This window comes from Rhodoferax lithotrophicus, assembly GCF_019973615.1.
Classification (GTDB): Bacteria; Pseudomonadota; Gammaproteobacteria; order Burkholderiales; family Burkholderiaceae_C; genus Rhodoferax; species Rhodoferax lithotrophicus.
The window spans coordinates 825,017-846,848 of the sequence record NZ_AP024238.1; the positions used below are offsets into that span (position 1 = coordinate 825,017).

The 21,832-nt window shown below is 60.6% G+C and carries 28 protein-coding genes; 4 read left to right on the forward strand and 24 right to left on the reverse strand.

From position 1 onward, the window contains the following. The 15 genes from LDN84_RS03825 to nifB form a co-directional block, all read right to left on the reverse strand. Entirely contained in the window at positions 1-1,638 is a 1,638-nt protein-coding gene (locus LDN84_RS03825) for a flavin monoamine oxidase family protein (protein WP_223908503.1), read from the reverse strand. A gap of 71 nt (positions 1,639-1,709) precedes the next feature. Then, positions 1,710-2,000 carry a 2Fe-2S iron-sulfur cluster-binding protein gene (locus LDN84_RS03830; RefSeq protein ID WP_223908506.1) on the reverse strand — a complete coding sequence of 97 codons (291 nt, stop codon included), beginning with the start codon at positions 1,998-2,000 and terminating at the stop codon, positions 1,710-1,712. A gap of 57 nt (positions 2,001-2,057) precedes the next feature. Beyond that, the gene (locus LDN84_RS03835) at positions 2,058-2,903 is read right to left on the reverse strand and encodes an SIR2 family NAD-dependent protein deacylase (protein WP_223908509.1); all 846 of its coding nucleotides are present in this window, start codon (positions 2,901-2,903) and stop codon (positions 2,058-2,060) included. A 12-nt stretch (positions 2,904-2,915) separates the two neighbouring features. Then, positions 2,916-4,076 (reverse strand): DegT/DnrJ/EryC1/StrS family aminotransferase, encoded by a 1,161-nt coding sequence (locus LDN84_RS03840; protein ID WP_223908512.1) that lies wholly within the window; start codon positions 4,074-4,076, stop codon positions 2,916-2,918. A 2-nt stretch (positions 4,077-4,078) separates the two neighbouring features. After that, positions 4,079-4,339, reverse strand: coding sequence for a hypothetical protein (locus LDN84_RS03845; protein WP_223908515.1), 261 nt, complete (start codon positions 4,337-4,339; stop codon positions 4,079-4,081). A gap of 9 nt (positions 4,340-4,348) precedes the next feature. Then, on the reverse strand, positions 4,349-4,570 hold the full coding sequence (nifT, locus tag LDN84_RS03850) for a putative nitrogen fixation protein NifT (protein ID WP_223908519.1): 222 nt from the start codon (positions 4,568-4,570) through the stop codon (positions 4,349-4,351). 38 nt (positions 4,571-4,608) lie between these two features. Continuing rightward, positions 4,609-5,757, reverse strand: a complete 1,149-nt coding sequence (locus LDN84_RS03855; RefSeq protein ID WP_223908522.1) for a cysteine desulfurase family protein — start codon at positions 5,755-5,757, stop codon at positions 4,609-4,611. Between the two features lie 18 nt (positions 5,758-5,775). Then, positions 5,776-6,126: a DUF3024 domain-containing protein gene (locus LDN84_RS03860; protein ID WP_223908530.1), complete on the reverse strand. Its 351-nt coding sequence runs from the start codon at positions 6,124-6,126 to the stop codon at positions 5,776-5,778. A 2-nt stretch (positions 6,127-6,128) separates the two neighbouring features. Continuing rightward, positions 6,129-6,440, reverse strand: coding sequence for a nitrogen fixation protein NifZ (locus LDN84_RS03865; protein ID WP_223908537.1), 312 nt, complete (start codon positions 6,438-6,440; stop codon positions 6,129-6,131). Positions 6,441-6,447: 7 nt separating this feature from the next. Continuing rightward, complete coding sequence (locus LDN84_RS03870; RefSeq protein ID WP_223908539.1) at positions 6,448-6,858, reverse strand: nitrogen fixation protein NifZ; 411 nt, start codon at positions 6,856-6,858, stop codon at positions 6,448-6,450. Next, positions 6,851-7,654, reverse strand: coding sequence for a 4Fe4S-binding leucine-rich repeat protein (locus LDN84_RS03875; RefSeq protein ID WP_223908543.1), 804 nt, complete (start codon positions 7,652-7,654; stop codon positions 6,851-6,853). The genes LDN84_RS03870 and LDN84_RS03875 overlap by 8 nt, the downstream gene beginning before the upstream one ends. After that, positions 7,651-8,208, reverse strand: a complete 558-nt coding sequence (locus LDN84_RS03880; RefSeq protein WP_223908546.1) for a tetratricopeptide repeat protein — start codon at positions 8,206-8,208, stop codon at positions 7,651-7,653. Before LDN84_RS03880 ends, LDN84_RS03875 begins: the two co-directional genes overlap by 4 nt. A gap of 15 nt (positions 8,209-8,223) precedes the next feature. Continuing rightward, positions 8,224-8,628: a HesB/IscA family protein gene (locus tag LDN84_RS03885; protein WP_223908550.1), complete on the reverse strand. Its 405-nt coding sequence runs from the start codon at positions 8,626-8,628 to the stop codon at positions 8,224-8,226. A 28-nt stretch (positions 8,629-8,656) separates the two neighbouring features. After that, the gene (locus tag LDN84_RS03890; RefSeq protein ID WP_223908561.1) at positions 8,657-8,851 is read right to left on the reverse strand and encodes a 4Fe-4S binding protein; all 195 of its coding nucleotides are present in this window, start codon (positions 8,849-8,851) and stop codon (positions 8,657-8,659) included. Between the two features lie 55 nt (positions 8,852-8,906). After that, entirely contained in the window at positions 8,907-10,514 is a 1,608-nt protein-coding gene (nifB, locus tag LDN84_RS03895; protein ID WP_223908568.1) for a nitrogenase cofactor biosynthesis protein NifB, read from the reverse strand. Between the two features lie 328 nt (positions 10,515-10,842). On the opposite strand from nifB, the gene LDN84_RS03900 reads away from it, so the two are divergent. The 4 genes from LDN84_RS03900 (at position 10,843) to LDN84_RS03915 (ending at position 13,592) form a co-directional block, all read left to right on the forward strand. After that, positions 10,843-11,805 carry an IS1595 family transposase gene (locus tag LDN84_RS03900; RefSeq protein ID WP_223908577.1) on the forward strand — a complete coding sequence of 321 codons (963 nt, stop codon included), beginning with the start codon at positions 10,843-10,845 and terminating at the stop codon, positions 11,803-11,805. Between the two features lie 104 nt (positions 11,806-11,909). Beyond that, positions 11,910-12,302, forward strand: coding sequence for a hypothetical protein (locus tag LDN84_RS03905; RefSeq protein WP_223908589.1), 393 nt, complete (start codon positions 11,910-11,912; stop codon positions 12,300-12,302). Between the two features lie 222 nt (positions 12,303-12,524). Next, positions 12,525-13,022: a hypothetical protein gene (locus tag LDN84_RS03910; protein WP_223908590.1), complete on the forward strand. Its 498-nt coding sequence runs from the start codon at positions 12,525-12,527 to the stop codon at positions 13,020-13,022. A 12-nt stretch (positions 13,023-13,034) separates the two neighbouring features. Continuing rightward, entirely contained in the window at positions 13,035-13,592 is a 558-nt protein-coding gene (locus tag LDN84_RS03915) for a YfbU family protein (protein WP_223908592.1), read from the forward strand. Positions 13,593-13,791: 199 nt separating this feature from the next. Here the strand turns inward: LDN84_RS03915 and LDN84_RS22850 are convergent, their stop codons facing one another. The 9 genes from LDN84_RS22850 to nifA form a co-directional block, all read right to left on the reverse strand. Further along, positions 13,792-13,926, reverse strand: coding sequence for a PIN domain-containing protein (locus tag LDN84_RS22850; RefSeq protein WP_255610454.1), 135 nt, complete (start codon positions 13,924-13,926; stop codon positions 13,792-13,794). 25 nt (positions 13,927-13,951) lie between these two features. Next, entirely contained in the window at positions 13,952-15,148 is a 1,197-nt protein-coding gene (locus tag LDN84_RS03920) for a family 8 glycosyl hydrolase (RefSeq protein ID WP_223908594.1), read from the reverse strand. Between the two features lie 97 nt (positions 15,149-15,245). Further along, entirely contained in the window at positions 15,246-15,494 is a 249-nt protein-coding gene (locus LDN84_RS03925; protein ID WP_223908602.1) for a glycoside hydrolase family 16 protein, read from the reverse strand. Between the two features lie 350 nt (positions 15,495-15,844). Then, on the reverse strand, positions 15,845-16,204 hold the full coding sequence (locus LDN84_RS03930; protein WP_223908605.1) for a nucleotidyltransferase domain-containing protein: 360 nt from the start codon (positions 16,202-16,204) through the stop codon (positions 15,845-15,847). A 97-nt stretch (positions 16,205-16,301) separates the two neighbouring features. After that, positions 16,302-17,105: a CPBP family intramembrane glutamic endopeptidase gene (locus tag LDN84_RS03935; protein ID WP_223908608.1), complete on the reverse strand. Its 804-nt coding sequence runs from the start codon at positions 17,103-17,105 to the stop codon at positions 16,302-16,304. 85 nt (positions 17,106-17,190) lie between these two features. Continuing rightward, on the reverse strand, positions 17,191-18,171 hold the full coding sequence (locus LDN84_RS03940) for a hypothetical protein (protein WP_223908611.1): 981 nt from the start codon (positions 18,169-18,171) through the stop codon (positions 17,191-17,193). Between the two features lie 162 nt (positions 18,172-18,333). Further along, a complete protein-coding gene (locus LDN84_RS03945; RefSeq protein ID WP_223908613.1) occupies positions 18,334-19,605 on the reverse strand; it encodes a type II toxin-antitoxin system HipA family toxin in 1,272 nt (423 codons plus the stop codon). After that, the gene (locus LDN84_RS03950; RefSeq protein WP_223908615.1) at positions 19,602-19,862 is read right to left on the reverse strand and encodes a helix-turn-helix transcriptional regulator; all 261 of its coding nucleotides are present in this window, start codon (positions 19,860-19,862) and stop codon (positions 19,602-19,604) included. Before LDN84_RS03950 ends, LDN84_RS03945 begins: the two co-directional genes overlap by 4 nt. A 164-nt stretch (positions 19,863-20,026) precedes the next feature. Next, on the reverse strand, positions 20,027-21,715 hold the full coding sequence (nifA, locus tag LDN84_RS03955) for a nif-specific transcriptional activator NifA (RefSeq protein WP_223908618.1): 1,689 nt from the start codon (positions 21,713-21,715) through the stop codon (positions 20,027-20,029). Positions 21,716-21,832 lie beyond the last annotated feature (117 nt).

Below are 21,832 nucleotides of genomic sequence, written 5' to 3' on the forward strand. Positions count from 1 at the left end.
CTACGTCTCACTTGCAGCCACCAGCAGCCGGGTATTGAGTTCCAGCGCAAATTCACGCCAGGCCGCGGCCAGATCCAGGGTAATGGCGTGCAGGGTGTCGGCATCGGGCTGGTGTTCCAGGGGAAAGTTCGACAAGGCACAAGAGGTGGCGTTGAAGCTCAGGGCGGCATCCAGCAGTCCTTTGTTCCAGCCCTCAAAGGCTGCCAGCAGGGTGGTGGTGAGTGCGTGGCGGCCATGGGTGACTGCGGCGTTGGGGGTGTCCAGCGCAGGCAGCAAGTGGTCCAGACGCGCCAGGGATTCGCTGTAAACCTGATCGGCCACGGCCAGCAACGCGCGTTGTGTCAGCCACTCGGACTGCTGGCTTGACAGCAGGCGGATCAGATGCAGCCGGTAGCGTTCTGGGGCCATGCCGCGCAATTCCAGGACACTGGCCGCAAACATGCCCAGGGCCGTGCTGCGTGTGACTTGCGCCTCTTCTGGAGCCGTGGGCGGCGGTGTATGGGCCAAGGCCGAGTGTCCCCTGGCATGGGTGCGGCAGATGGCATGGGCGATGCGGTCAGCCGATTCGAGCGCTCCCTCCATGTGGCCCACACCGTGGGCCGCCGTCTCGCTGCCTCCCAGAAACAAGCGCCCTTGCCATAAAGGTTGGCGCAGCAAGGGGTCGCTGAACGGGGCTTCTGGTGGGCTGGCTCGATCACGTGTGCTGCATGTCCAGCGCTCGCGGGCCCAGTCTTGCAGGAACAGTTGCCCGTCCTGGGCTTGTGGTCCAAAAAGCTGGGCCAGCTGGCTGTCGATCAGCAAGGGCAGGCCACGCTGGAAGCTTTCACGCTGCGCGGCGTTCAGGGCCACAAAACCACCCAAAGCACCGCCATGAGTGGCCGAGCCACTATCGCTGCAGTCAAACACTTCAGCCAGCACGGCCTGGGCATGGCGAACAAAAGCGTTGCCGGAGTGACCGGCAGCACGCCAGAAAGCTTGCTTGAAGGTTGTCACCGACTTGGCTTGCGCCGCCATCCAGGTTGGGGCGTTGGTCAGGGCCTCCCACACGGCGCTGGGTAAGGGTGGGGTGAATTGAAGGTGTTCGTGGATCAGGCGTGGTGGCAAGGCCAGCACCACCTGGCGGGCCCGGATCGGGCTACCGTTGCTGGTTTGCAGCTCCATGTAGGCACCCTGGTCGCGCAGTCCGGTGACGGCGCGGCCCAGGTGTATGCCGTTGGGGGGCAGTGTGGCTGCCAGCGCCTGGATCAGGCGGGCGGCACCGCCGGTGATGCAGCGTGCGCCCACATGTACACCGCCAGGTTCGCTGCGGCGCTCGGGTTGCCGGTTAGGGTCGGTCAGCCAGAGTGCATCACCGGGGTCGTATTGGGCCTGGCTGGGTATACCCAGTTCGCCCAGCAGCGCGCTGATGCGTGGTTCGGTTTCCGACCAAAACCAGGTGGGCCCCAGATCCAGCATCTGCTGACTGGTGTCGCAATGGGCGCTCAGAATGCGTCCGCCCAGCCGTTCACGCGCCTCGAAGAGTTGGATGTTCAGGCCGCGGGTATTGAGTGTGCGTGCCAACGCCAGCCCACACAGCCCGGCACCAACGATGGCGACATCCAGCACCGGCACGTTGGGCAGCGGGATGGGCGCGACCATGTCAGTACCCGCTCTGCCCGCTGGACGGAGCGTGGCCAATACAGGGTGGGCGGCGGCAAGACATGGGGGCGTTACTTCAGCAGTTCAACGGTCACCGCTTCTTCGCCCAGAATGGCCTGGCAAGCCAGCCGTGAGCTGGAGCTGACACCGACGATGCCGTCGAGTTTTTCGTTTTCAACACGCTGGATTTTGGACAGGCTCTTGCGCCCGGCCGTCACAAAAACGTGACAGCTTTCGCAACGGGCTTCGCCACCACATTTGCTGATGATGGGCTCGCCTGCGGCTTGAAGGGCTTTGAGCAGGCTGGTGCCGGCAGCAACTTCGTAAGACTTGCCAGAGGGGAGAACGGTGAGTGTGGTCATGGTGAAAAAGGGGCTCAGGCCCGCGAGGTGGTTAAGGAAACAGGTGAAGAAAGGCTGTCAGGCTGCCAGTGCGGGTTGCATGGCCGCCATCAATGCGGCAGAAAAATCGGCCAGCGGCATGGCAATGCGGGTGATGTTTTGTTCCGCCAGAAAACGCGCTTCCATGCGGGTCGGTTCATGGGGCAACACGGCCCAATGGCGGTCGCTGGAGCGTTTCATGATCTGGCGGGCAAAACAACGGGTGAGCTGGTCGTCAAAACGGCAACCCAGAAACAAGAAGTTACGCCCAGTGCGCCAGGCTTGTACGGCGGCGGGAATCGGGGTCTGGATGTCGATCTCGGTCAACACCTCGACGTAGTCGCTGTCAGACACCAGGTAGTTGCCTGCCGGGCTGTGGCTGCCAATGGGTTTGTAGAGCATGCGCCCAGGGGCTGCGGAGAGTTCAGCCAGCGCGGTGCCGTCAGCCGCGTAGGCCCCAGTCCATTGACCAAAGTGTTCGGATTGGGACAAGCCCTGCACCTGTACCCAGCCAGTCTTGGGTTCAACTTGCGCCAGTGCGCTGGCCATGGTGTCGTCGTACCAGGTATCGACCCACAGCCCGGCCCCACTGCCGGCCAAAGCCAGGTGAAAAGGCGAGGGCGCGGGTGATGTGGCAAAGGCCTCGTTCATCAGGTGCACTACCGATTTGCGGTGCTTGAAGTTCTCGATGAATTGCGCGGCCTGCGTCAGGCGTTTGCGGATTTTGTGCGGCACGCTGACCTTGGCGGTCATGCTTTCGGCCAGTGCCAGTGGTGTGCCAGGTACCTTGATATCGGCGCACAGGGACAACATGTCCGGCCCCAGGTAGGGAATCACCGCGCCAGTGGACAGGCTGGTGGCAATTTCATGGATCAAGTCAGTCATGGCATTCTTTCGTTAGTAAATCGCGGCACCGGCACCAACATTGGTAGCGGTGTCTTTCAGGGTTTTGATGATGTACTGCACTTGCTGTTCGTCCAGCTCGGTGTGCAAGGGCAGCGCCAGGGCGCGGTCGCCAATGCGGTCGGTGTCGATCAGCACCCCACGCTGGCGGCCAATCGCGCCCTCCGCCTGCATGTAATAAAACTGCTGGTGCAGCGGGTGGCTGTAGGCGGCGGTCTCAATGCCGCAGGACAGTAAATCGTCGATCATTTGTGAGCGGGCGCTGCCCGAGAAGCGCTTGCCCAGGTGCACCACGTAGAGCATCCAGTTGACCTCGTCCACCCCTTCACCGATGTAGGGCGGTTTGACCCCCTCAAAGCTTTGCATGTTGTCGTGGTACCAGGCGATCACCTGCTGGCGTGCCGCCAGCCGATCATCCAGCCCGGCCAATTGCGCCAGGCCCAGCGCGGCGGTGATGTCACTCATGCCGGCCTGCAAGGGCACACGGGAACCCACCGAGACGGAAGAGCGGTCGGCCAGCCGACGCTGGCGCAGGTAGCGCAGCTCGTGGACCAGGGTGTCGTCATCGGTCACCAGCATGCCGCCTTCACCGGTGCACAAGGCCGAAGGGGCAGAAAAGTCAAACACCGACACGTCGCCAAACGTGCCCACCACCTGGCCCTGGTAACGTGAGCCCAGGGCCTCGGTGCTGTCTTCAATCAGCTTCAAGCCATGGGCATCAGCCAAGGCCCGCAGGGCGGTCCAGGCGGCCGGATGGCCGTTGGTGTTGCCGGCCAGCATGGCACGGGTGCGCGGGGTGATCTTGAGTGCCGCCTTCTCCGGGCTCAAGCTGCCGGTCCAGTAATTGATGTCGGCAAACACCGGTGTCGCCCCGGCCAGGGTAATGGCCTGCGCCACCTGGTGCCAGGTGTGGGCGGTGCAAATTACCTCGTCACCGGGGCCGATGCCGTAGGCGCGCAGCGCAATCCAGGTGCCCAGCGTGCCACTGCCCACGGCCACCGCGTGTTTGCGGCCGACCCAGCCAGCAAAGGCGCGCTCAAACGATGCCAGCATCGGCCCGTCGCCCCACTGCGAAGATTGCAGCACGGCGGTGACGAGTTCAATTTCACGCGGGCCACATTCAGGTTCAAACAGGGAAATGACATCAACTTCCATGATCAGTCCTCGGTCAGGATCAGTGCGGTGGCCTCAAGCGGCTGCTCGGTCACGTTCCAGCAATGGCCGTTGGAGGTGGCGAGGTAGATGCGCCGATGGCCCAGCCTCAGCGCCGGGGTTTCGTCACGCATGTCCATGGCATCGACCACCACCACACGCATGGCCGGATCACGGGCACGCCAGAGGGCGGCGGCATCCCGCAAGGAAGAGGCCGCGCCAATCACTTCACTGGCGTTGCGCAGGTAGTCGGGGGTGATCGCCATGGTGATTCCTTAGTCTTCGCCAGTGATCGCCAGGCGGCGGGCTTCAACGGTGATGGGCAAGGGGGTGTCGGCGGGCATGTCGGGCAGGTCAAACTGCCAGCCATTGGCCAGCGTGACCAAGCCACCCCACATGCCGGGATTGGCCATGGCGGTGATGGGTTCCTCCAGGTCTTTTTTCGGCACGTAGCCGGTCAGCACACCTTTGCTGTCTTTGCGGATCATCAGTTTCATGGGGGCTCCAGGTAAGTTAAATAAGGGTTGAGGGCGCTTTAAGGAGCCGTGGCACATTCTTCGTGCAACAGGGGTGCTAGCAGCGGTGGCAGCGTATTGAGTAGGGTTTGGATGTCATCCATCGAGGTGCTGGCCCCCAGCGAAAAACGCACGGCAGCCAGCGCTTGTTCTTCAGGCACCGCCATGGCGGTCAAGACGTGAGAGGCCTGGCTACCGCCCGATGAACAGGCCGCGCCGCTGGAGGCCGCCACTTCCAGGCGATCCAGCCGCTGCAGCACCACGTCCGCCGAGAGTTGACCAAATCGCACATAGCTGGTACCGGGCAAGCGCGCTACCTTGTGGCTCCAGATGTGGGTGTCGGGCAGGGCCTGGCGCAGGCCGGCCTCCAGCGTGTCACGCAGGTGGGCGATACGTTGAGCCTCCGTGCTGAGGTCACCCAGCCGCTCCAGGGCGGCGGCCAGACCCACAATGCCGGGCAGGTTTTCAGTGCCACCCCGGCGGGCGCGCTCCTGGCTGCCCAGGGTTTGCGGCTGCAGTGGCACACCCTGGCGCAGCAGCAGTGCGCCAACCCCTTTGGGGCCGTTGATCTTGTGGGCCGAGAGCGACACCGCATCGGCCCCGCAGCTTGAAAACACAAACGGCAGCTTGCCAATGAACTGGGTGGCATCGACATGCAGTCGCACCCCGGCGGCCTGGGTCAGGGCGGCCACCTCGGCCAGCGGCATCAGCACCCCGGTTTCGTTGTTGGCGGCCATCAGGGACACCAGCGCCACGTCGGGGCCGATCAGCGCGGCGGCGGCGGCCAGATCCAGCGTGCCATCGGGGTGCACCGGGATCAAGTCGACCACCGTGCCAGCTTCTCGCAAGGCGTGCGCCAGCTTCAGGTGGCCGGCATGCTCCACGCTGCCAAACACCACCCGCTGGCGTTCTGGGGCACTGGCCGCCAGCAGGCCACGCACCGCCAGGTGGTTGGCCTCGGTGGCCCCGCTGGTAAAGATCACTTCCACCGGTTTGCAGCCCAGCACGCGGGCCACGGTGGCCCGCGCAGCGCCCAGGGTGCGCTTGGCTTGCTGCCCTGGCCCGTGTTGTGAAGAGCTGTTGGCCCAGCCGCTGGAGAACACCGGCAGCATGGCGGCGATCACCTCGGGCGCGGGGGCGGTGGTGGCGTTGTGGTCAAGGTAGATCATGCTGTGACTGCCAATGTGTCAGACCCAGAACTGGTGTTCGCTGTCGATACACAGCAAGTCCAGCAGCACGTCGAGTGAATTGTCCTGATGCCGCGGTTCCCAGGTGTTTTGCGTATGGTCACGCGAGCACAAACACCAGTGGCTGCCCGCATGGGGCACCAGCAGGGCAATGTCAATCATGCCGCCGCTGGGGTCTACCTTGCGTGAGCAGCAGGGGCTCTGGATGCGAAAGCTTTCCCCTTCACGCAGTACCTTGGGCTGCACATAGCGGTAGCGCACACGCTCGCGTAGGGCCAGTTCCAGGCGGCGCACCACCAGGTCCAGCACCTTGGCGCTGGCGGGAGCAGGGGCAGGTGCTGGCGCGCTCATGTTCACACACCGTTTCCGGTTTCCGGTTGCCAGCCGTGCGGCACGGGCACCAGCTCAATTTCCAGGCAACCCACCACACAGCCGTCAAACTGCACCAGGTAGACCGGCTCATTCAGCTCCGATGCGTGGCCGATGTTGACCACCTCACCGACCGAGCCGCGTGCGGCCAGCAGGTCGTCTGCCGGACGATCCGGGTAGCTGCCATCGTTGACCAAATCGTCCAGCGCCACCACATATTGACCCCAGGCGTAAGCCGGGGCGCGGGGTTCCATGCCGGGCAGGACGGGGGCGCTGGTGCTGGTACTGGTGTTCATGATGTTTTTAATCAGTTGAGGTCAGAGCTTGTTGGCGTGGCAATACTTCGGTCTGTCCCGCAAGCTCATTCAAAGGTTTGGCAGATCCGAGGGTGTGCAGTGCGCTGGCTTTATCACCCAACTGCGCCAGCACCTCGTCGGGCAGGTTGTCCAGCGTGCAGAGTTCTTTGGCGCGCATGCCGACCCGGTGGCCGGACTCGACAAAGTCCACCGCGTAGATGTAGTACTGCTGCAAAAAGGTGTTGATGCTGACCACATAGCCCAGGTCGCCCTTGTTGACCAGCACGTCACCTACGTCGTAGCCCCGGTAAGTGCCGTCGTTGCGCACCACCGAGCGGGAAATCACCCGCTCTCCAAAGTTGAAGCGTGGCGGGAATGCCAGCTCAATCTCGTTGTCATCGCGGTTGATATCAGCCATGGCTTGCTCCCAGGGGGATGATGTGGTGTGCCAGACGGTCTTGCACGACCTGGCGCACCTCGGGCTCTGCGTCTTCCTGCATGCTGTGCAGGGTGTGGGCATCGGCACGTTGGGCCACTTCCCAGCGCACCCGCCAATCGGCATCGTGGCTCAGGTGCGACAGCAGGGCCACCGGCAGGCGCTCGGCCACGATGCGGCGCACTTCGGCTTCGGTATCGTCTGCCATGCGCAACAGGGCGGGCATCTCCAGGCGTTGCGCCACCCGCATGCGCACGGCGCGATCCGGGTCATTGGCCAGGGTCGACAAAATCGGCAATGGCAGGCGTTGCGCCACCAGTTCACGCACGCCGTAGTCCGGGTCATGGCGCAAGGCGGCCAGTGCGGGCGGGGCCAGGCGCTGGGCGACACGAATGCGCACCTCGCGGTGCGGGTCATTCACCAGTTTGGCCAGCAGGGTTTGCGGCAAACGCAAGGCTACTTGCAGGCGCACGGTTTCATCGGGGTCGTTGATCAGCGCCGTCAGGCGAAACACGCTGGCCCGGCGGGCGGCAATGGCGCGCACCTCAAAGTAGGCGTGGCCCAGTTGCTCGTCACTGAGCATCGGGTTCCAGCGAAAGAAGCGGTCAATCCGGCGCGCATAGGCATCCTGCATGCAGGCGTGGCCGGGCTCGCAGCCCTGGCCCTCACCTAGTGAGAGCAGGTAGCTGTATTCGCAGTCGGTGCAGCAAATCGGGCCACCTTGCCAGTGTTGCGCGGCAATGTCGTCCTGCGGGGCACGCACGCTGGTCGTGTTCATGGTGTGCCCCAGCCGCGTACCGGGTAAGCGGTGTTGGCCTCGGATACGTCACCCTTTTCATGGCGGGTCAGCACATGCCACAGCAAGGCTGCGCCCACATGATCCTGCGGGTCAAGACGGCGTAATTCACTCAACATCACATGCGCCTCGGCCATGTCGCCCAGGCGCATGTTCAGGTAGGCCAGGCCTTTCAGGGTAAACAAGTAAAAGCGCACCGCCGCATCGCCGCGTGTGGCTTCGTCACCCGGGGGCACATCGCCAAAATCAGGGCCTAAGGCCGTGCGGGCAATGGCCAGGGCGTCTTCGCCCATGGCCCGCGCTTTGGCCAGTTGGTGGCTGTAAAAGTAAAAACGGTACAGCGCGATTAACGGTGCCGGATGCCGTGGCGCATCGGCGCGCGCCTGCTCCAGCAAGGGCAGGGCTTGCTGCGGCAAATGGCGCAACAGCCCGGCCTGGGTGATCAGCGCGGTGACCTGCGGGCTCAAACCCCCGCCGATGACCCCGTCGGCAAAGGCCGCCAGGTCATCGTCAAAGTGCAGGCCGGTGGCGTTCATGGTGGTAATTCCGGTTCAGTGCGCCATCACGGGGGCTGGTCGGCCGCGCCCGATGGAACTGATCTCGATCTTGGTCACGCCAACTTTGGGGGCGGTGTCGGCACTGCTGCAGGCACAGGCTTCCTTGTTGGGGTCTATGAAGCTCAAGCCGGATTGGGTCGCCGTTTCGATGAAGTCAATGGTGATGCCATTGAGCATGAGGCGGCTCTCCGCCCCGAGGAACAGGCGCACACCGCCGACTTCAAGCAATTGCTCGCCAGCGGCAGGCGCGGCCTCCGGGCTGAACTCGGACGAGTAGCCCGAGCAGCCGCCCGGAGTCACGGCCAGGCGCAAGCCTGCGCCTGCGGGCAGGCCAGAAAAGCGCACGATGCGGTTGATGAATTTGGCCGCAGCAGGGGTGATGGTGACGTTTGGCAACATGATGATGACGGTGTGAGGTGGAGAAGGATCAGACTTCGGTGATGCAGCCGTCGACCGGGCAAACCGAGACACATTGCGGCTCATCAAAGTGGCTTTCGCAGTCGTTGCACAAGCTGGCGTTGATGACGTAGTTGCCCTTTTTCATGCTGATGGCAGCATTTGGGCATTCGGGTGTGCAGGCATCACAGCCAGTGCAGGTTTCGGTGTTGATTTTGTGAGTCATGATGACGCTCCTATGAGTTGAATGGGTTGAGGGGTTAAAGGGTGGAAGGGAACACTCAGGCCGCCAGCGCCACGCCGTCTGCCGCGTGGGTGTAAGCGCCCTGGCGAATCTGCGCGTCGCCGCGGTGCTGGTGCACGATGGCACCGCTGGCAATGCGTGCGCGGTAGTCGTTGAACCAGCTCAGGGCGGCTTTTTCGATGAACTCACCCACATAGGCATCGACCGGTTCGACCCCGGCGGCGGTCAGCTCATCGCGTGGGCAGGCGCCAATCTTGGCCACCAGCACGGCGTGGCAGTCGTTGATGGCGCGCACTACCGATGGCAATTGCTCGTCATCACCCGCGCCGCCTTGGCAATACTGATCGACCCGACGGTGACCCACAAACAGCGCCTTGGTTGCAGACACTTCAAACACCTGGAACTCGGTGACGTGACCAAAGTGCTCGTTGACCTTGCCGCCGCCCTTGGTGGCCACGGCCACCAGCACGGTCAGGTCATCGTTGGCAGGCATGGCGCTGGCAGCGGCCAGGGCTTCTTGTTTGGCGGCTTGCTGGGCGTTGCGTTCAAGTTCTACTTTTTCCTGGTAGCTGCGGCGTTTGTCCAGGTCATAGACCACGTCCATTTGCTCCAGCTTGTCCATCGTGAATTCTTCCGAGCGGTCTTCACCGAGCAGGCCCACTGCGTCGGCACGGCATTGGCGGCAATGGCGCATCAGGTTGGCACCACCCATGCAGGCATCTTGCACGGCCTTCAGCTCAGAGGCAGTGGGGCCACGCTGGCCGGTCAGGCCAAACACGGTGCCGTGCTCGGGCTCAGAGATCAGCGGCATGATGTTGTGCAGGAAAGCGCCGCGCTTTTTCACCTCGCGGTTCACTTCAATCAAATGCTCGTCATTGATGCCGGGAATCAGCACCGAGTTGATCTTGGTCAGCACACCACGTGCGGTGAGCATCTCCAGGCCGAGCATCTGGCGTTCATGCAACACCTTGGCGGCTTCATAACCTTTGAGGCGTTTGTGGTTCCAGAAAATCCAGGGGTAAATCTTTTCGCCCACCGCCGGGTCCACCATGTTGATGGTGATGGTGACGTGGTCGACGTTGTATTTGCAGATTTCATCCACCAGATCGGGCAGCGCCAGGCCATTGGTGGAAATACACAGCTTCAAGTCCGGGGCTTGCTCTTGCAGCATGCGGAAGGTGTCAAAGGTTTTCTTCGGGTTGGCCAGCGCATCACCCGGGCCGGCAATACCCAGCACCGTCATTTGCGGAATTTCGCTGGCGACCGCCACCACTTTTTTCACGGCCTGCTCAGGCGTGAGTTTTTGCGACACCACACCGGGGCGCGACTCGTTGGAGCAGTCGTATTTGCGGTTGCAGTAGTTGCACTGAATGTTGCAGGCCGGGGCCACTGCCACGTGCATGCGGGCAAAGTGGTGATGCGCTTCTTCGGAGTAACAGGGGTGGTCTTTGACCTTGTCCCAGATGTGCTGGGGCATGTCCTCGGGGCCGTCGGACGAGCCACAACTGGCCTTGCCCTCGCCGCCTGAAGTGCCACAACCGCCACCCGCTGCGGGTAGGTCGAGCTTGGCGCCTAGTGATTTGATCTGCCCGATGCTGACATACGTCTTTGCAGGGGTTGAACTGGTGTTTGCATTTGTCTGCATGAAAACCCTTTTCGCGACCGACCATGGCCGCACACAGGGTTAATAGCTAAATCCGTGCCACCTGAAAAACGGTGTTTTTGGCCTGGTTTTGTCGGATGTGGCACAGGGGGATTGCTGGTGTGTCGGGCTGTGTCATGAGGGGGTGTCTGTGATGCGACAAAGATGACACAGGGTGGGTTGCAGGCGTTGGGCGTGCAGAAAGTTGCCTGGGTGCGAGGTTGAGTCGTGACGGTTTTGTATGAAAAATTGGGCTATGTCTGAATTAGCTGTTGAAAGATATGTGAGTTCAGCCTAAAGTGAAGGAGAAGAGTAGTCATGGAGGAGCAGCATGAACCCTAGCGACTTTGCCAAACTTCTCAGTCAGCTGGAATTTCTGAGCACCAAGCAGCTGGCAAGGATACGAGAAACCCTCAAAGGGCTTCCCCATACGTCAGGTGCAGCTATTGCTGGCGTACTTCAGGGCCCCAACGTGTGCCCCAACTGTCAAGCCCCAGCCGAACAACTACGACCTTGGGGATACAGCCATGGGCTGCCACGCATGCGCTGCCACGCCTGCGGCAAAACCTGCAATGCGCTCACCGGCACGCCCTTGGCACACTTGCGCAAACGCGAACAATGGCTTGGCTATGCACAGGCATTGATTGAGGGCGTGAGCGTGCGCCAGGCCGCCCAATGCTGCAGCGTGGATAAAAACACCGCATTTCTCTGGCGGCATCGATTTCTGCAGGCCGCTGCCACACATCGCCCCGCGCATGAAGGTGGAATTGTCGAGGCTGATGAGACGTTCTTTCTGGAGTCCTTCAAAGGGCAACGCAAGCTGCCCCGGTGCGCACGCAAACGTGCTGGGGTGGGTGCTGCGTGGGAGCACATTGCCGTATTGGTAGTACGTGATCGCAGCGGACAAACAGCTGATTTCCGGCTACAAAAAATCGATGCATCCCATATCACCGACGTGCTTGACCCCTTGGTGGACAAGGATGCCATCCTGTGTACGGATGGTGCGCGGGTTTATCAAAAGGTTGCTCGCAATATGGGCCTGACCCATCGCGCTATCAATGTTCACAAGGGCATACACGTCATTGAGGGGGCTTTCCATATCCAAAATGTCAACGCTTATGACAGTCGCCTCAAGCAGTGGATGAAACGCTTTCACGGGGTGGCTACCAAGTATCTAGAAAACTATCTTGGCTGGCGGCGCATGTTGGAGCGCTACCGCCAAAGCATCTCTCCAGCCATTTGTCTGAGTGAGGCTATGGGGAGATTCCAATTGCAACAGCTAATTCAGACATAGCCAAAAATTGGCCTCTGGCGCTTATTCTGTAAGCGCAAGCAGCTATTGAGTTTGTAGCGTTTTGGGTTTGTTGGGGTGTAGGGTTGCGGATACGGCACTATGGGGTGCTGGCATCTGCATGCAAGGGTAAGAAGCTCAAGGTGGCACGGCTGGCCTTGCAGATGCCTGCACTCAACCCACAGGCGCTGGAGTCGGCTCAAGTCTTTATGGCCCGTGTGAGCAAGATGGATGTGGGCTTGTGCCCGGTGTGCAAGGTCGGGCACTTGCGAACGGTGGAGGTGTTGGCTGGGGCCAGGCAGTTGCCAGTTCCGGGTTCACTGGCCTGGCCACAGGAACGGGGGCCACCGTGGGGTACAAGCAGACGGCTGGAATTGGCAGAGGGTTTCACGTCAGCGGCAAAGCTGGCCGGGGCTAGGCTGTGCCTCACGCTGGCACAGCGCCCGGCAAGGCGCAAAACGCAACGCTCAGGCGCGAATGCGTGGTCGTTTGGCGCGTGAGTTGGGCGGTCTGCCAACAGATCGACGCTGCAGTCCCGCTATGATCTGACATCACACGCAGGGGAGAAGCTTTCAATCCCCCTATTCGCCACCGTCCACACAGGCGGTTCAGTCCAACATGGTTTATCAGCCGCGGGAGGTGTTTATGGTTTCTACGAGCATTGCAGCGCGGCGGATAAACGCTGATCGTTAGCGAGGCTTCCTTTAGTGACATCGAGCGAAATGGAAAGCTTGCTCTCAATTATTGGATCAATCGCTTCAATCTTTGGTGCGTGGTGGGCACTCCGAGAGGCGCAAAAATCCAAGGCATGGGCAAACAAGGCCGAGCAGATACACGACGAACTTGTGCATCGGCGCAGGCTCACAGAAGTCGCGCAGGTCCACTCTGAAACAAAAAGAGTGTTAAGCGTCGTCGCCCGCATTGGCCCCAGTTGTAGTCAGCAACAGGCGAAAGGTGTCAATACTGCCGACATCGCCAAAGAGGTTGAGGGCTATGTGCGTCTAGTACTTGAGCAGTGCAACCACTTTTCCAATATTTTCGGAAATCAAGCGGTCGCACTGTGCGACGACCTCAAAGACGATATTGAGAGACTTGCAGAGGCCAAGGCCGTAGAGGACAAAACGCGCTTTGGCAAAAGCATTTATTACAAGATTCAGAACTTCATGCCGATTGTGAAACAACTTTCGGACGATAAGCGCGAACACGCGAAAACAAACTAAAGGACCGTAGCGATGAAACTCACTGATGGCGAGAAACTGATTGTCCTCATGCTTACGGATTTGTATGAGAAGCTTGGTATCGAGGGGGAGATTCAGCCAGACTTCATCAAATCAGCGATATTTAACGACCATTTATGGGCTGTCCCATGGAAGTACAGCGGCATCCCATTTGAACGGTCAGATGACCCACCAGTTGTCCGTGAGGTAGTAGACATACTCGACATGTGGAGTTTCATAGAGCATGCCTACTCAGAACTCACAGATGAACAGAAAGAAAAGCTTGCCAAGGACGCTGCACCATTCGGCGAAAACCCACGCTTTCAGGGTTTTGACGGAAATAACGAGAGTGAGCACATGTCGACAGCCATGTTCTTGGTCAATGAGCTTGAACGATTTCAAGAGTTTCAAGGCAGAAGTTTTAATTGCCATTGTCCCTCGATCGATGGTCACAGAAGAATGCTCTCCGCATTTGAGCCAATTCGAGCCACATTGCACGCAGGTCCGCTTTCACTAGGTCAACTGACCAAGATACTGCGGGAACGTATGCATCCAAGCAGGAGGGAAGCCTAACCGGGCGGTGCAGGGGACGCTGCGCGATAAAAAATCAAAGTGGCCAGGCTCAAATTAATTGAATCCTTGCAACATTTAGGCCTCTAGCGCTCATCAATAAAGCGCAATAAGCTCTTATTTTGAGAGTGAAAACGTGGCGCAACAAACCCCGTGATGACCTGCCCAGACGCAACTATGCCGGCTCAAACGGGTTGACCACTTACACACAGCAGCCCAGAAACTCGCACACATGGCGGGCGGCCAGCACCAGTTGATGCTCAATGGCGGTGGCCGTAATCATCATGTCGAGGGCGCTGCGGATGATGCCTTGTACCTGAAACTGCCCGCGCAGCACGCCACCACGTTGCGCAACGGCATCGTCACGGCGCCCACCAGTTACCTGAAACTGTCAGCAACACCTGCAACCGGATCGAGTCCCCATAGTAGTTGACCGTGACGGGATAATCGCCGCCGGCAATCGAGGTCCAAAGGCTATTGAGCCATGCTTGTGCGGCCGGGCCGCCCAGCATCGCGTTCACGGCCATTGGCGCGGTGAACGCGAGATCGTCATAGCCAGCATATACCGTGCCATTTGCGCCGTTTGTCACCCAATAGCCAGCTCGTATTTTGTTGGGCACGCCGGCGGTGGCACGGGCAATCCAGGCCGCGGTCTGCTGCTGGGCGCTGAGCATGTCTGTTTTTCCGTACAAGATGAACGACATGGCCAGACGCCACGGGGTACGACAAGCGTTGTAGGCAAAGTCACCGTCGTGCGGGGTCTCCAGATATTGACCCGGGACAGGAATGAAATTGCCACCGGAAAGCACCATGAAGTCCGGCATGAGGCCTGTGTTCTGGCTGCCGTGCGTGAACTGGTAGTTCACGGCAGCCGACACTGTGCTGTAGACCTGCTTCCATCGGGCGGCGTTGGCGCTGTCGGCTTGCGCGAACGCCAGCAGATGATCGGTCATGAAATCGGAAGGCCGGGTGTGGTCGGCATCGGCCCCAGTGGCAGCGTCGCCGGTCGTCAGGTTACCGGTGACCGGATTCACTTCGTTGGCGAGGACGTCGTGTAGTATGAGCAGTGCCTCGGCTTTATAGTTTGTGCTGCCGGCCGAGCCCCATTGCACATCGGCCAGCAGCAGCGCATAGGCGATGTCAAGATCACCATCGGTTGCAGAATCGCCGCCCGCCACATCCACCATGGCGTTGCCGCTCAGGCTTTGCTTCCACGCCATTAGGTGAGCGGAGTGGATGCTTGGGTGTGCTTTGAAGAATCGGAACATGTCGTCCAAGAGCGACTTGTCGGCCATGTAAGCCGACAACACCATGCCGTAACCGTGGGCCTCCGAAACGGTGGCATTAGTGCTGTCGTACTTGACCCACGAGCCTTGTCCTCCATCTGTGCGGATATACGCACGCTTCCATGCCGTGTAGTGCGTTGATACGGCCGCATTCATTTCATCCTGCGTGACGTTTGTCGGCCGGATGACACCGGTCGTATAGGTCGCTTGGTAAGGAAACGCGCGCGCGGCCAATGCGGCAACTGGAGCGGAAGGGGATGTGGTCTTGGGCATTGCGCTCGCTCCTCCACAAGCTTGAAGCATGCTGGTCAAGAGCAGGGTCGACAGCGCGCCAGCGGTGTGCCTGCGCGTAGTTGCCCACGTTGACCAATTAGAGTTTTTGATAAGCACGCACATCATCCACCTCTATCTGTAAAGGGAAAATGCTATTGTCAACCGGGCCGCCCATGTCGCCGCCGATTGCCAGGTTCAGCAGCAGGTACTGCGGATTGTCGAAGGGCCAGCTTGCGCTGCCTGCTCCAAGCTTAACGTAGGGGTAATGGGGGTCAGAATCCAATTGGTTGATCAAAAAGATAGCTGCTTGCGCAATCAGGATAAGCGCTAGAAGCCAATAGGACATATAAAAACTTCAGCGGATTCTGCTGATTGCCCTCCCAATTTTGTCATGATGATGACCTGTTTTGTCTTCAAAACTGCGTCGCGCATCAGCTCCATCAAGGCAGTTTGGATCAGCATCGTGCGTATTTTGCAAACCGATGCGCCGCGAAATAGCGCAAGGTTTCAGTACCACCCGCAGCAGAAATTGGCAAGTTTGAGTTTTATACGAAGAATTGGCCTCTGAAGCTTATTCCGTAAGCGTGAGCAGCTATTGAGTTTGTAGCGCTTGGCGGACTGTTTGCGAATGTTTGCGCCGCTGCGCCGAAAACATTGACAAATCAATCCACACTTTGAGTTCTACGCAGGCTGAAACTAAAGGTCGCGCCCATCGCGCTCAAAAAACACCACGCCCACCCGTTGAATTTGTGCCTCAAGCTCAGGGTGTTGGAGATTTGCAAACACCGACAAGTCAATGCGGTAGGGCAGCAGCAAATCATCCAGTGCCTCGGCAATGTTGTTGCACAGCTTTTGCGTCAGGTCTGGGCCGTGCAGGGTCAGGTCAATGTCAGAGCCGGGTTTGAAATTTCCCTTGGCGCGTTCAACTGCCGAATCTAGGTCAAATGTGGACGGCGCGGGGGATGAATGTCGGGCGATGCGGCCTGGCCTGCTCGGGTACGCTGGTGAGTGCTCGACTGTTGTGGGTGTTTTAAGGCTGTAGCCCATGTAAATCATGGGAAAGTTACTCTCATAATAGGAGTGATGTGAGGCTGGGCTTGCCGGGCAGGATGGCGTGTTTGGCGCGCGCAGCAAGCGGATGCCTGCCACATCCTCAACGTCGTGCCAGCCGCAGACCCAACAGGCGGCGCAGGATCAAGCAGCCCAGAGCGGCGGCGACGGCAGCGGCGAACCAGACCGGCAAGGGGACGGCCAGTGGTTCCTGACTGGCCGTGGCGGTGCTGGACATGTCCAGCAGCATGACCGAGCTGTTGAGGCCCGCATGCAATGCAATGCCAGGAATCAGTGAATGGGAGCGTTCATACAGCCAGCCCAGCAACAGGCCGAGCAAAAAGGCCAGCAGAAACTGGTAGATGTTCAGGTGGGCCACACCAAAGTACAGCGCCGAATAGCCGATGGCGATGCCGCGTGGGTACTGGGCCAGAAAGGCGCGCAGCAAGATGCCACGGAACAGCATTTCTTCCACCACCGGCGCAATCAGGCAGGTGGCCAAGAAGGTGGGCAGCGTGGGGGCGAGCATGCTGGAGAGGGTTTGTTGCTCCCAGCTGGAGACGGGAAGAATGGCCTCCAGCGCATCCATCAGCACAACATCCGACAGCACAAGAAAGGGCACGAGAAGCAGCACCGGCGGCACCAGAAACAAGAGCGTCAGCAGGGGGGCTGTCGGGGCCGGGTGGATCAGGCTGCGGTGGCTCATGCCGCGGATGTGCATCACCGCCGTGATCATGACGGCATTGGCCAACAGCATGACGAGCACGGTCATCTGCGCGCCGGTGAGGCCCAGCAGCCCGCGCAAGTCATGCAGAGCTGAGCCCAGCAGGTATTCAAAAAGGAATTGCGCCAGCAACAGGCCGGCAGCCTGTGGAGCAGAGGGGAAGGTGGACGGGTCGGTACGCATGGGGTGGGCTGGGCCGAGGTGTGTTGGGGGGATTGCTGTGGGGTGACCATTCTGCGCTGAAGGCCCGGGCCGCTTGTCTGCCCCATCAGGCCAGGGCCAGGTCGGTCTGGTGCGCGCGCGATGCGCGGTCATGCAGTTCAAGCACGGGTTGAACCGCCGCGTGCACGACTGCGCTGCCGAGCGTTTCCAGGTAGCGGCAGGCCGCAAAAGCCGCGGCCCGGTTTTCATAGTGGGTGATCCACGCCTGGCGGGTGGCCATGCGCTGGGGGTGCACGGGCCAGACACCCGGGCGCGGGCGCATGTGCGCGGCGATGCCGATGCGCCACGGCTTGGCCGTCAGCCGGGCGCGGAAGCAGCGCTGGTTCAGGCACATGCGGGTGTAGATCGGGTCGGCCGCCACGGCGGCAAAAAAGCGCTGCACCTCGGCGGCGCCGGCGTCGAAGGGCTGGTGGGTGACCAGCAGGCGATAGCCCGCCGGTGTGCGGTAGAGCCGAACGCCCCACGCCGGGTGGTTAGCCATGAAACCAAGCAGCCGTTGGCGCGCCAGGTGCTCGGCCCCACCGCGTGCCGCCACCACCAGGCGCATCAGCCCATGGGCCAGGGGCGATGCCAGCAAGAGGGCGGGCAACAGCAGCCCGAAGAACACGCCCCAGCGTTGACACCACAGGCCGGCCGCCGCTGCCGCCAGCGCCAGTACGGCAAAAGCCAGCAGGCTGGCGCGGGCCGGGCAGTCGTGCTGGAAGTCGATGTCGGCAAACAGCGTGTTGGGTGAGTTCAGACAATGCGCACCATACGCGTTGCGGGTGATGACTTGTTCACCATGGCGGGCCAGCACCTCTTCCCGGATCGGCACCCCATCGGCCCCGTTGTAGGCCATCTTGGGCTCGCTTCTGTGGAGTTTCTCGCCGGCCAGGATGCGCCGCAGCGCGTCTTCGGCGCGGGTCTCGGCATGGGCTTGTGCGTCAGCCGCGCTGAGCAGCGACCAGCCGTAGCGCCGGACGGTGACTTGTCGGCCGGATGCGCGGTGCTGCCGACGGGCTTGCGCCCAGTAATCTGGAACGATCATGGTGTGGCAGTGCGGGTGTTGAGCGGTCTTGCTGGGCGCGTGGCGGATTCCTGTCCGCAGTCCACGCCCTTCCCGGTGGGGGTGTCCCATCATAGTGGGCGTTTGTTGGTGCGCTGTCTGCCATGGAGCCGGGGGGCTGGCGCGCCGCGTTTAAAACAGTCATCACGGTGTCTTGGTCAGCTCGGCGAAACATGGACTTTGCTGCATGGCTTGGCGATAGGCGCGCCAAATCGGTTGGGGTACCTTTTGTTCGGTGGCAAATACCTCCCACGCCTGCACGGCGGCAAAAACCTCGGCAACGGTTTCGCGCCAATCCTTGATCTGCATGTCGCGCGCGATCTTGGCGATGGAGGCCAGCCGTGGCAGGCCCTCGCCGCTGACGGATGTGGTGTGCTGTCCGCCCATGCCGACGCTGAACGTCAAATCAAATGCCGGGGTCATGGCCCAGCCTTTTCCGTGGCGCAAGAAGGCGAAGTTCTTCACGTGGTCGTCCTTGTTGTGGGCAAGCACATTGAAGACCATCAGGCGGAAGGCTTTGTGAACTTCGCGCATGTCTTGGGTGGCCATCAGCGTGGCCTTGAGCACATCGCCATAGTCCATGATCGGCAGCCGGTGCGACGCTTCGAGCATGCCGCCCAGCGAGATCACGTGTTTTTTGGTGTTGCCCGCCCGGTCGAAGCGTCGAACGGCGAAAAAGTCCTCGCGCTTTCCGCGAACTTTGGCTGAGATCAGGCGCGTAGGCGGCATGTCGACCTTGGCCGCCTGCGCCATGCGGGCATAGGCCAGTTCGATCCGGCCCATGGAGGGCGGATCGGCATCACGGGCGCGGAACTTGACGATCCAGTGGTCAAAGTTGTCTGGCAAGGTGTCGAAGCCGGAGATACATTGATCCCCGTCCCGTTCAATGGCCAGGGTGACCTTGGGGCGTGCGCCGCCAGGTGACCCGCCGTGGAGGTAGAGCGCCTGCAAGACATCGTCAGCCGATCCTTCTTGCATCTGTAAGGCGCTTTCGGCCAGGCTGTCCAAGGACACGGCTGGATCGGCTGGCCCCTGTGCCATGGCCGGGCGGAATTCCAGTGCACCCATGGCGCGGCTGCCGATGTAGGCGAGCCGATCCAGCGGTTCGATTTGATGCCGATCCCAATCCAGGGCGCGTTTCAGCGCCCGATCCATGAGCAAAAGGCCCCAGCCGTCGGGCAGTGCGTCGTTGAAGACTCCGTGCAGACCATCAAAAACCTTGCTCAGCGGCTTGAAGGCCTGTGTTTTGAGGGCAAAAGGTTGGAACGGGGACAGGGCATAGCCGGATTTGAGCCACTGCGCGTCGTATTGGAACCAGATGGCGCCGCGCTCATTGGGATCCTGGGCGAGGCGGCCTACGGCCCGCCCATCCATGAGGACATCGAGAAGCGCGGTGTGTCGGGCTCTGGTGCTCATCCGCGCCCCCTGATGCGTCGCTTTTGGGTGATTGCGTCGATCGACACGGCTTCGCGGGGTGTGAATAACGCGCTGAAGTCGTCCATGCAACCCAGGACGGCGGAGATTTTCAGCAGGGCGATGAAGGCAATTTCTCCCGTGCGTTCAAAACGCTTCAAGGAGGCCTGGGACACGCCTGACCGGTCCGCCAGGCTTTTTTGCGACAAGTTGTGGGCCAGCCGCATGGCCTTGGCGCGTTTGGCCACTTCGGTGGCCATGTTTGCTGGGCTTATAAGAGATAACATGTGATCTATAAAAACGCCAAATGCAATTTAGAGGCTCATAGATTGTCTGTTATGTTGATCTTTACGTCAACCCAAAAGCATTGGATCAAGCAGAAGCAGGACGACGCAGCCTTCTTGGGGAAAAGGCTGCGCGGGGGTCAAAACTTCCGAACCTCAATCCCGTTCTTCTGCAGTGCATACCCCATCTGGCGCGGTGAAATTTTGAGCAGGCGGGCGGCTTTGGCTTGCACCCAGCCGCAGCGTTCCATGGCCCAGATCAGGCGTTCGCGTTCACCTTCGGGCTTGCCATCGGCGGGTTGCGCACTGCCGCCTGTGTCTGCGTGTGTTGCGCTGTCTGCGGGTTCGTCATCCAGCGCGACAGGCTGCGGTGCAGGCACAGCGGGTGCGGGTGGCATGGCCACTTCTTCGATGGGGATCTCGGACAAGCGGGTCGGGCGAACCGCATCTTCGCGCTCGATGTGGTGCAGCACCTGGGTCAGGCAGCGGTTTTCTTTGCAGGGGAAGGCCAGGTCGGTGATGACATCCTCGTGCGCCATGGTGGCGGTGCGCTCCACGCAGTTTTCCAGCTCGCGCACATTGCCTGGCCAGTAACAACTGGTCAGCACACGCATGGCGCCAGGGCTGAAGCGGGTGTTTCGTCCGTTTTCTTGGTTGAAGCGTTCCAGGAAAAGCTGCGCCATGGCCGGAATATCCTCACGCCGTTCGCGCAGCGGGGGCAACTGGATGCTGACCACGTTGATGCGGTAGTACAGGTCAGCGCGGAATTCGCCAGCTTGCACCATACGTTCCAGATTGCGGTTGGTGGCCAGGATCAGTCGCACATCAACCTTGACCACGCTGGAGCCGCCCACACGCTCAAACTCACGCTCTTGCAGCACCCGCAGCAGCTTGGCCTGGAAGGAGGCCGAGATGTCGCCAATTTCATCCAGAAAAAGTGTGCCGCCGTGGGACATTTCAAAACGTCCTTTGCGTTGGCCCTGGGCCCCGGTGAATGAGCCTTTTTCGTGGCCAAACAGTTCACTTTCCAGCAGCGATTCGGTCAGCGCCGCACAGTTGACGCGCACAAAGGCTTCGCGCTTGCGTGGTGACAGGTTGTGGATGGCGCGGGCGATCACCTCTTTGCCGGTGCCACTTTCGCCACGCAGCAATACCGTGGTGCGGGCCGGGGCCACCTGGTGTACCTGATTGAATACCTGTTGCATGGGTTTGGAGACACCCACCACCTGGTCAATCTGCTGGCTGGGTTTGAGTACCTTGCCCATGCGCCGCACTTCGTCCTGCATGCTGTCATGCGCGGCGCTGACGCTGCGGTGCAGGCGCAGCGCCTGACCCATCAGGGTGGCGACCATCTTGAGCAGTAGCAAGTCATTGGAAAAGCCCCGGAGTTGATCCGGGTTGAGGCAATCAATGGCCAGTACACCCACCGTGCGGCGGTCTGAGTGGATGGGGGTGACCAGCATGGTCACGGCCACCCCAGGGCTTTGGTCTGCACCACCGGTACGGTTCAGAAACAGCGGCTCTGCACGCACGTCGGGAATGATGACCTGGATGCCATTGGCGTAGACGCGACCCACAATGCCTTCGCCAGACTGAAACTGCAAACGCTGCTGTTCCTCACGCGTCAAACCCACGGCGCACAGGCCACGTAAATACCCATCGGGTTCGGACAGCACCACAAAAGCGCGCCGCCAGTCAAAAGCGTGCAGCAAATAGTTCAATGCTTCACGAAAGGTTTTACTCACATCCAATGAGGAGGCTAGCGTTTTGCTGACCTCATAAATTGCGTTGAGTTCACGCCGGGATTCAGTTGTCTGAGTGTTTGCCATGTGGATCTCCGGTTAACGGGGCACGTTGCCGACGCAACGGTCACAGATGTAATACATGCAAGAAATATGCCGCTGACATGCCGGTGGTTTTGGAGGATATCCATGGCCACGCAGAAT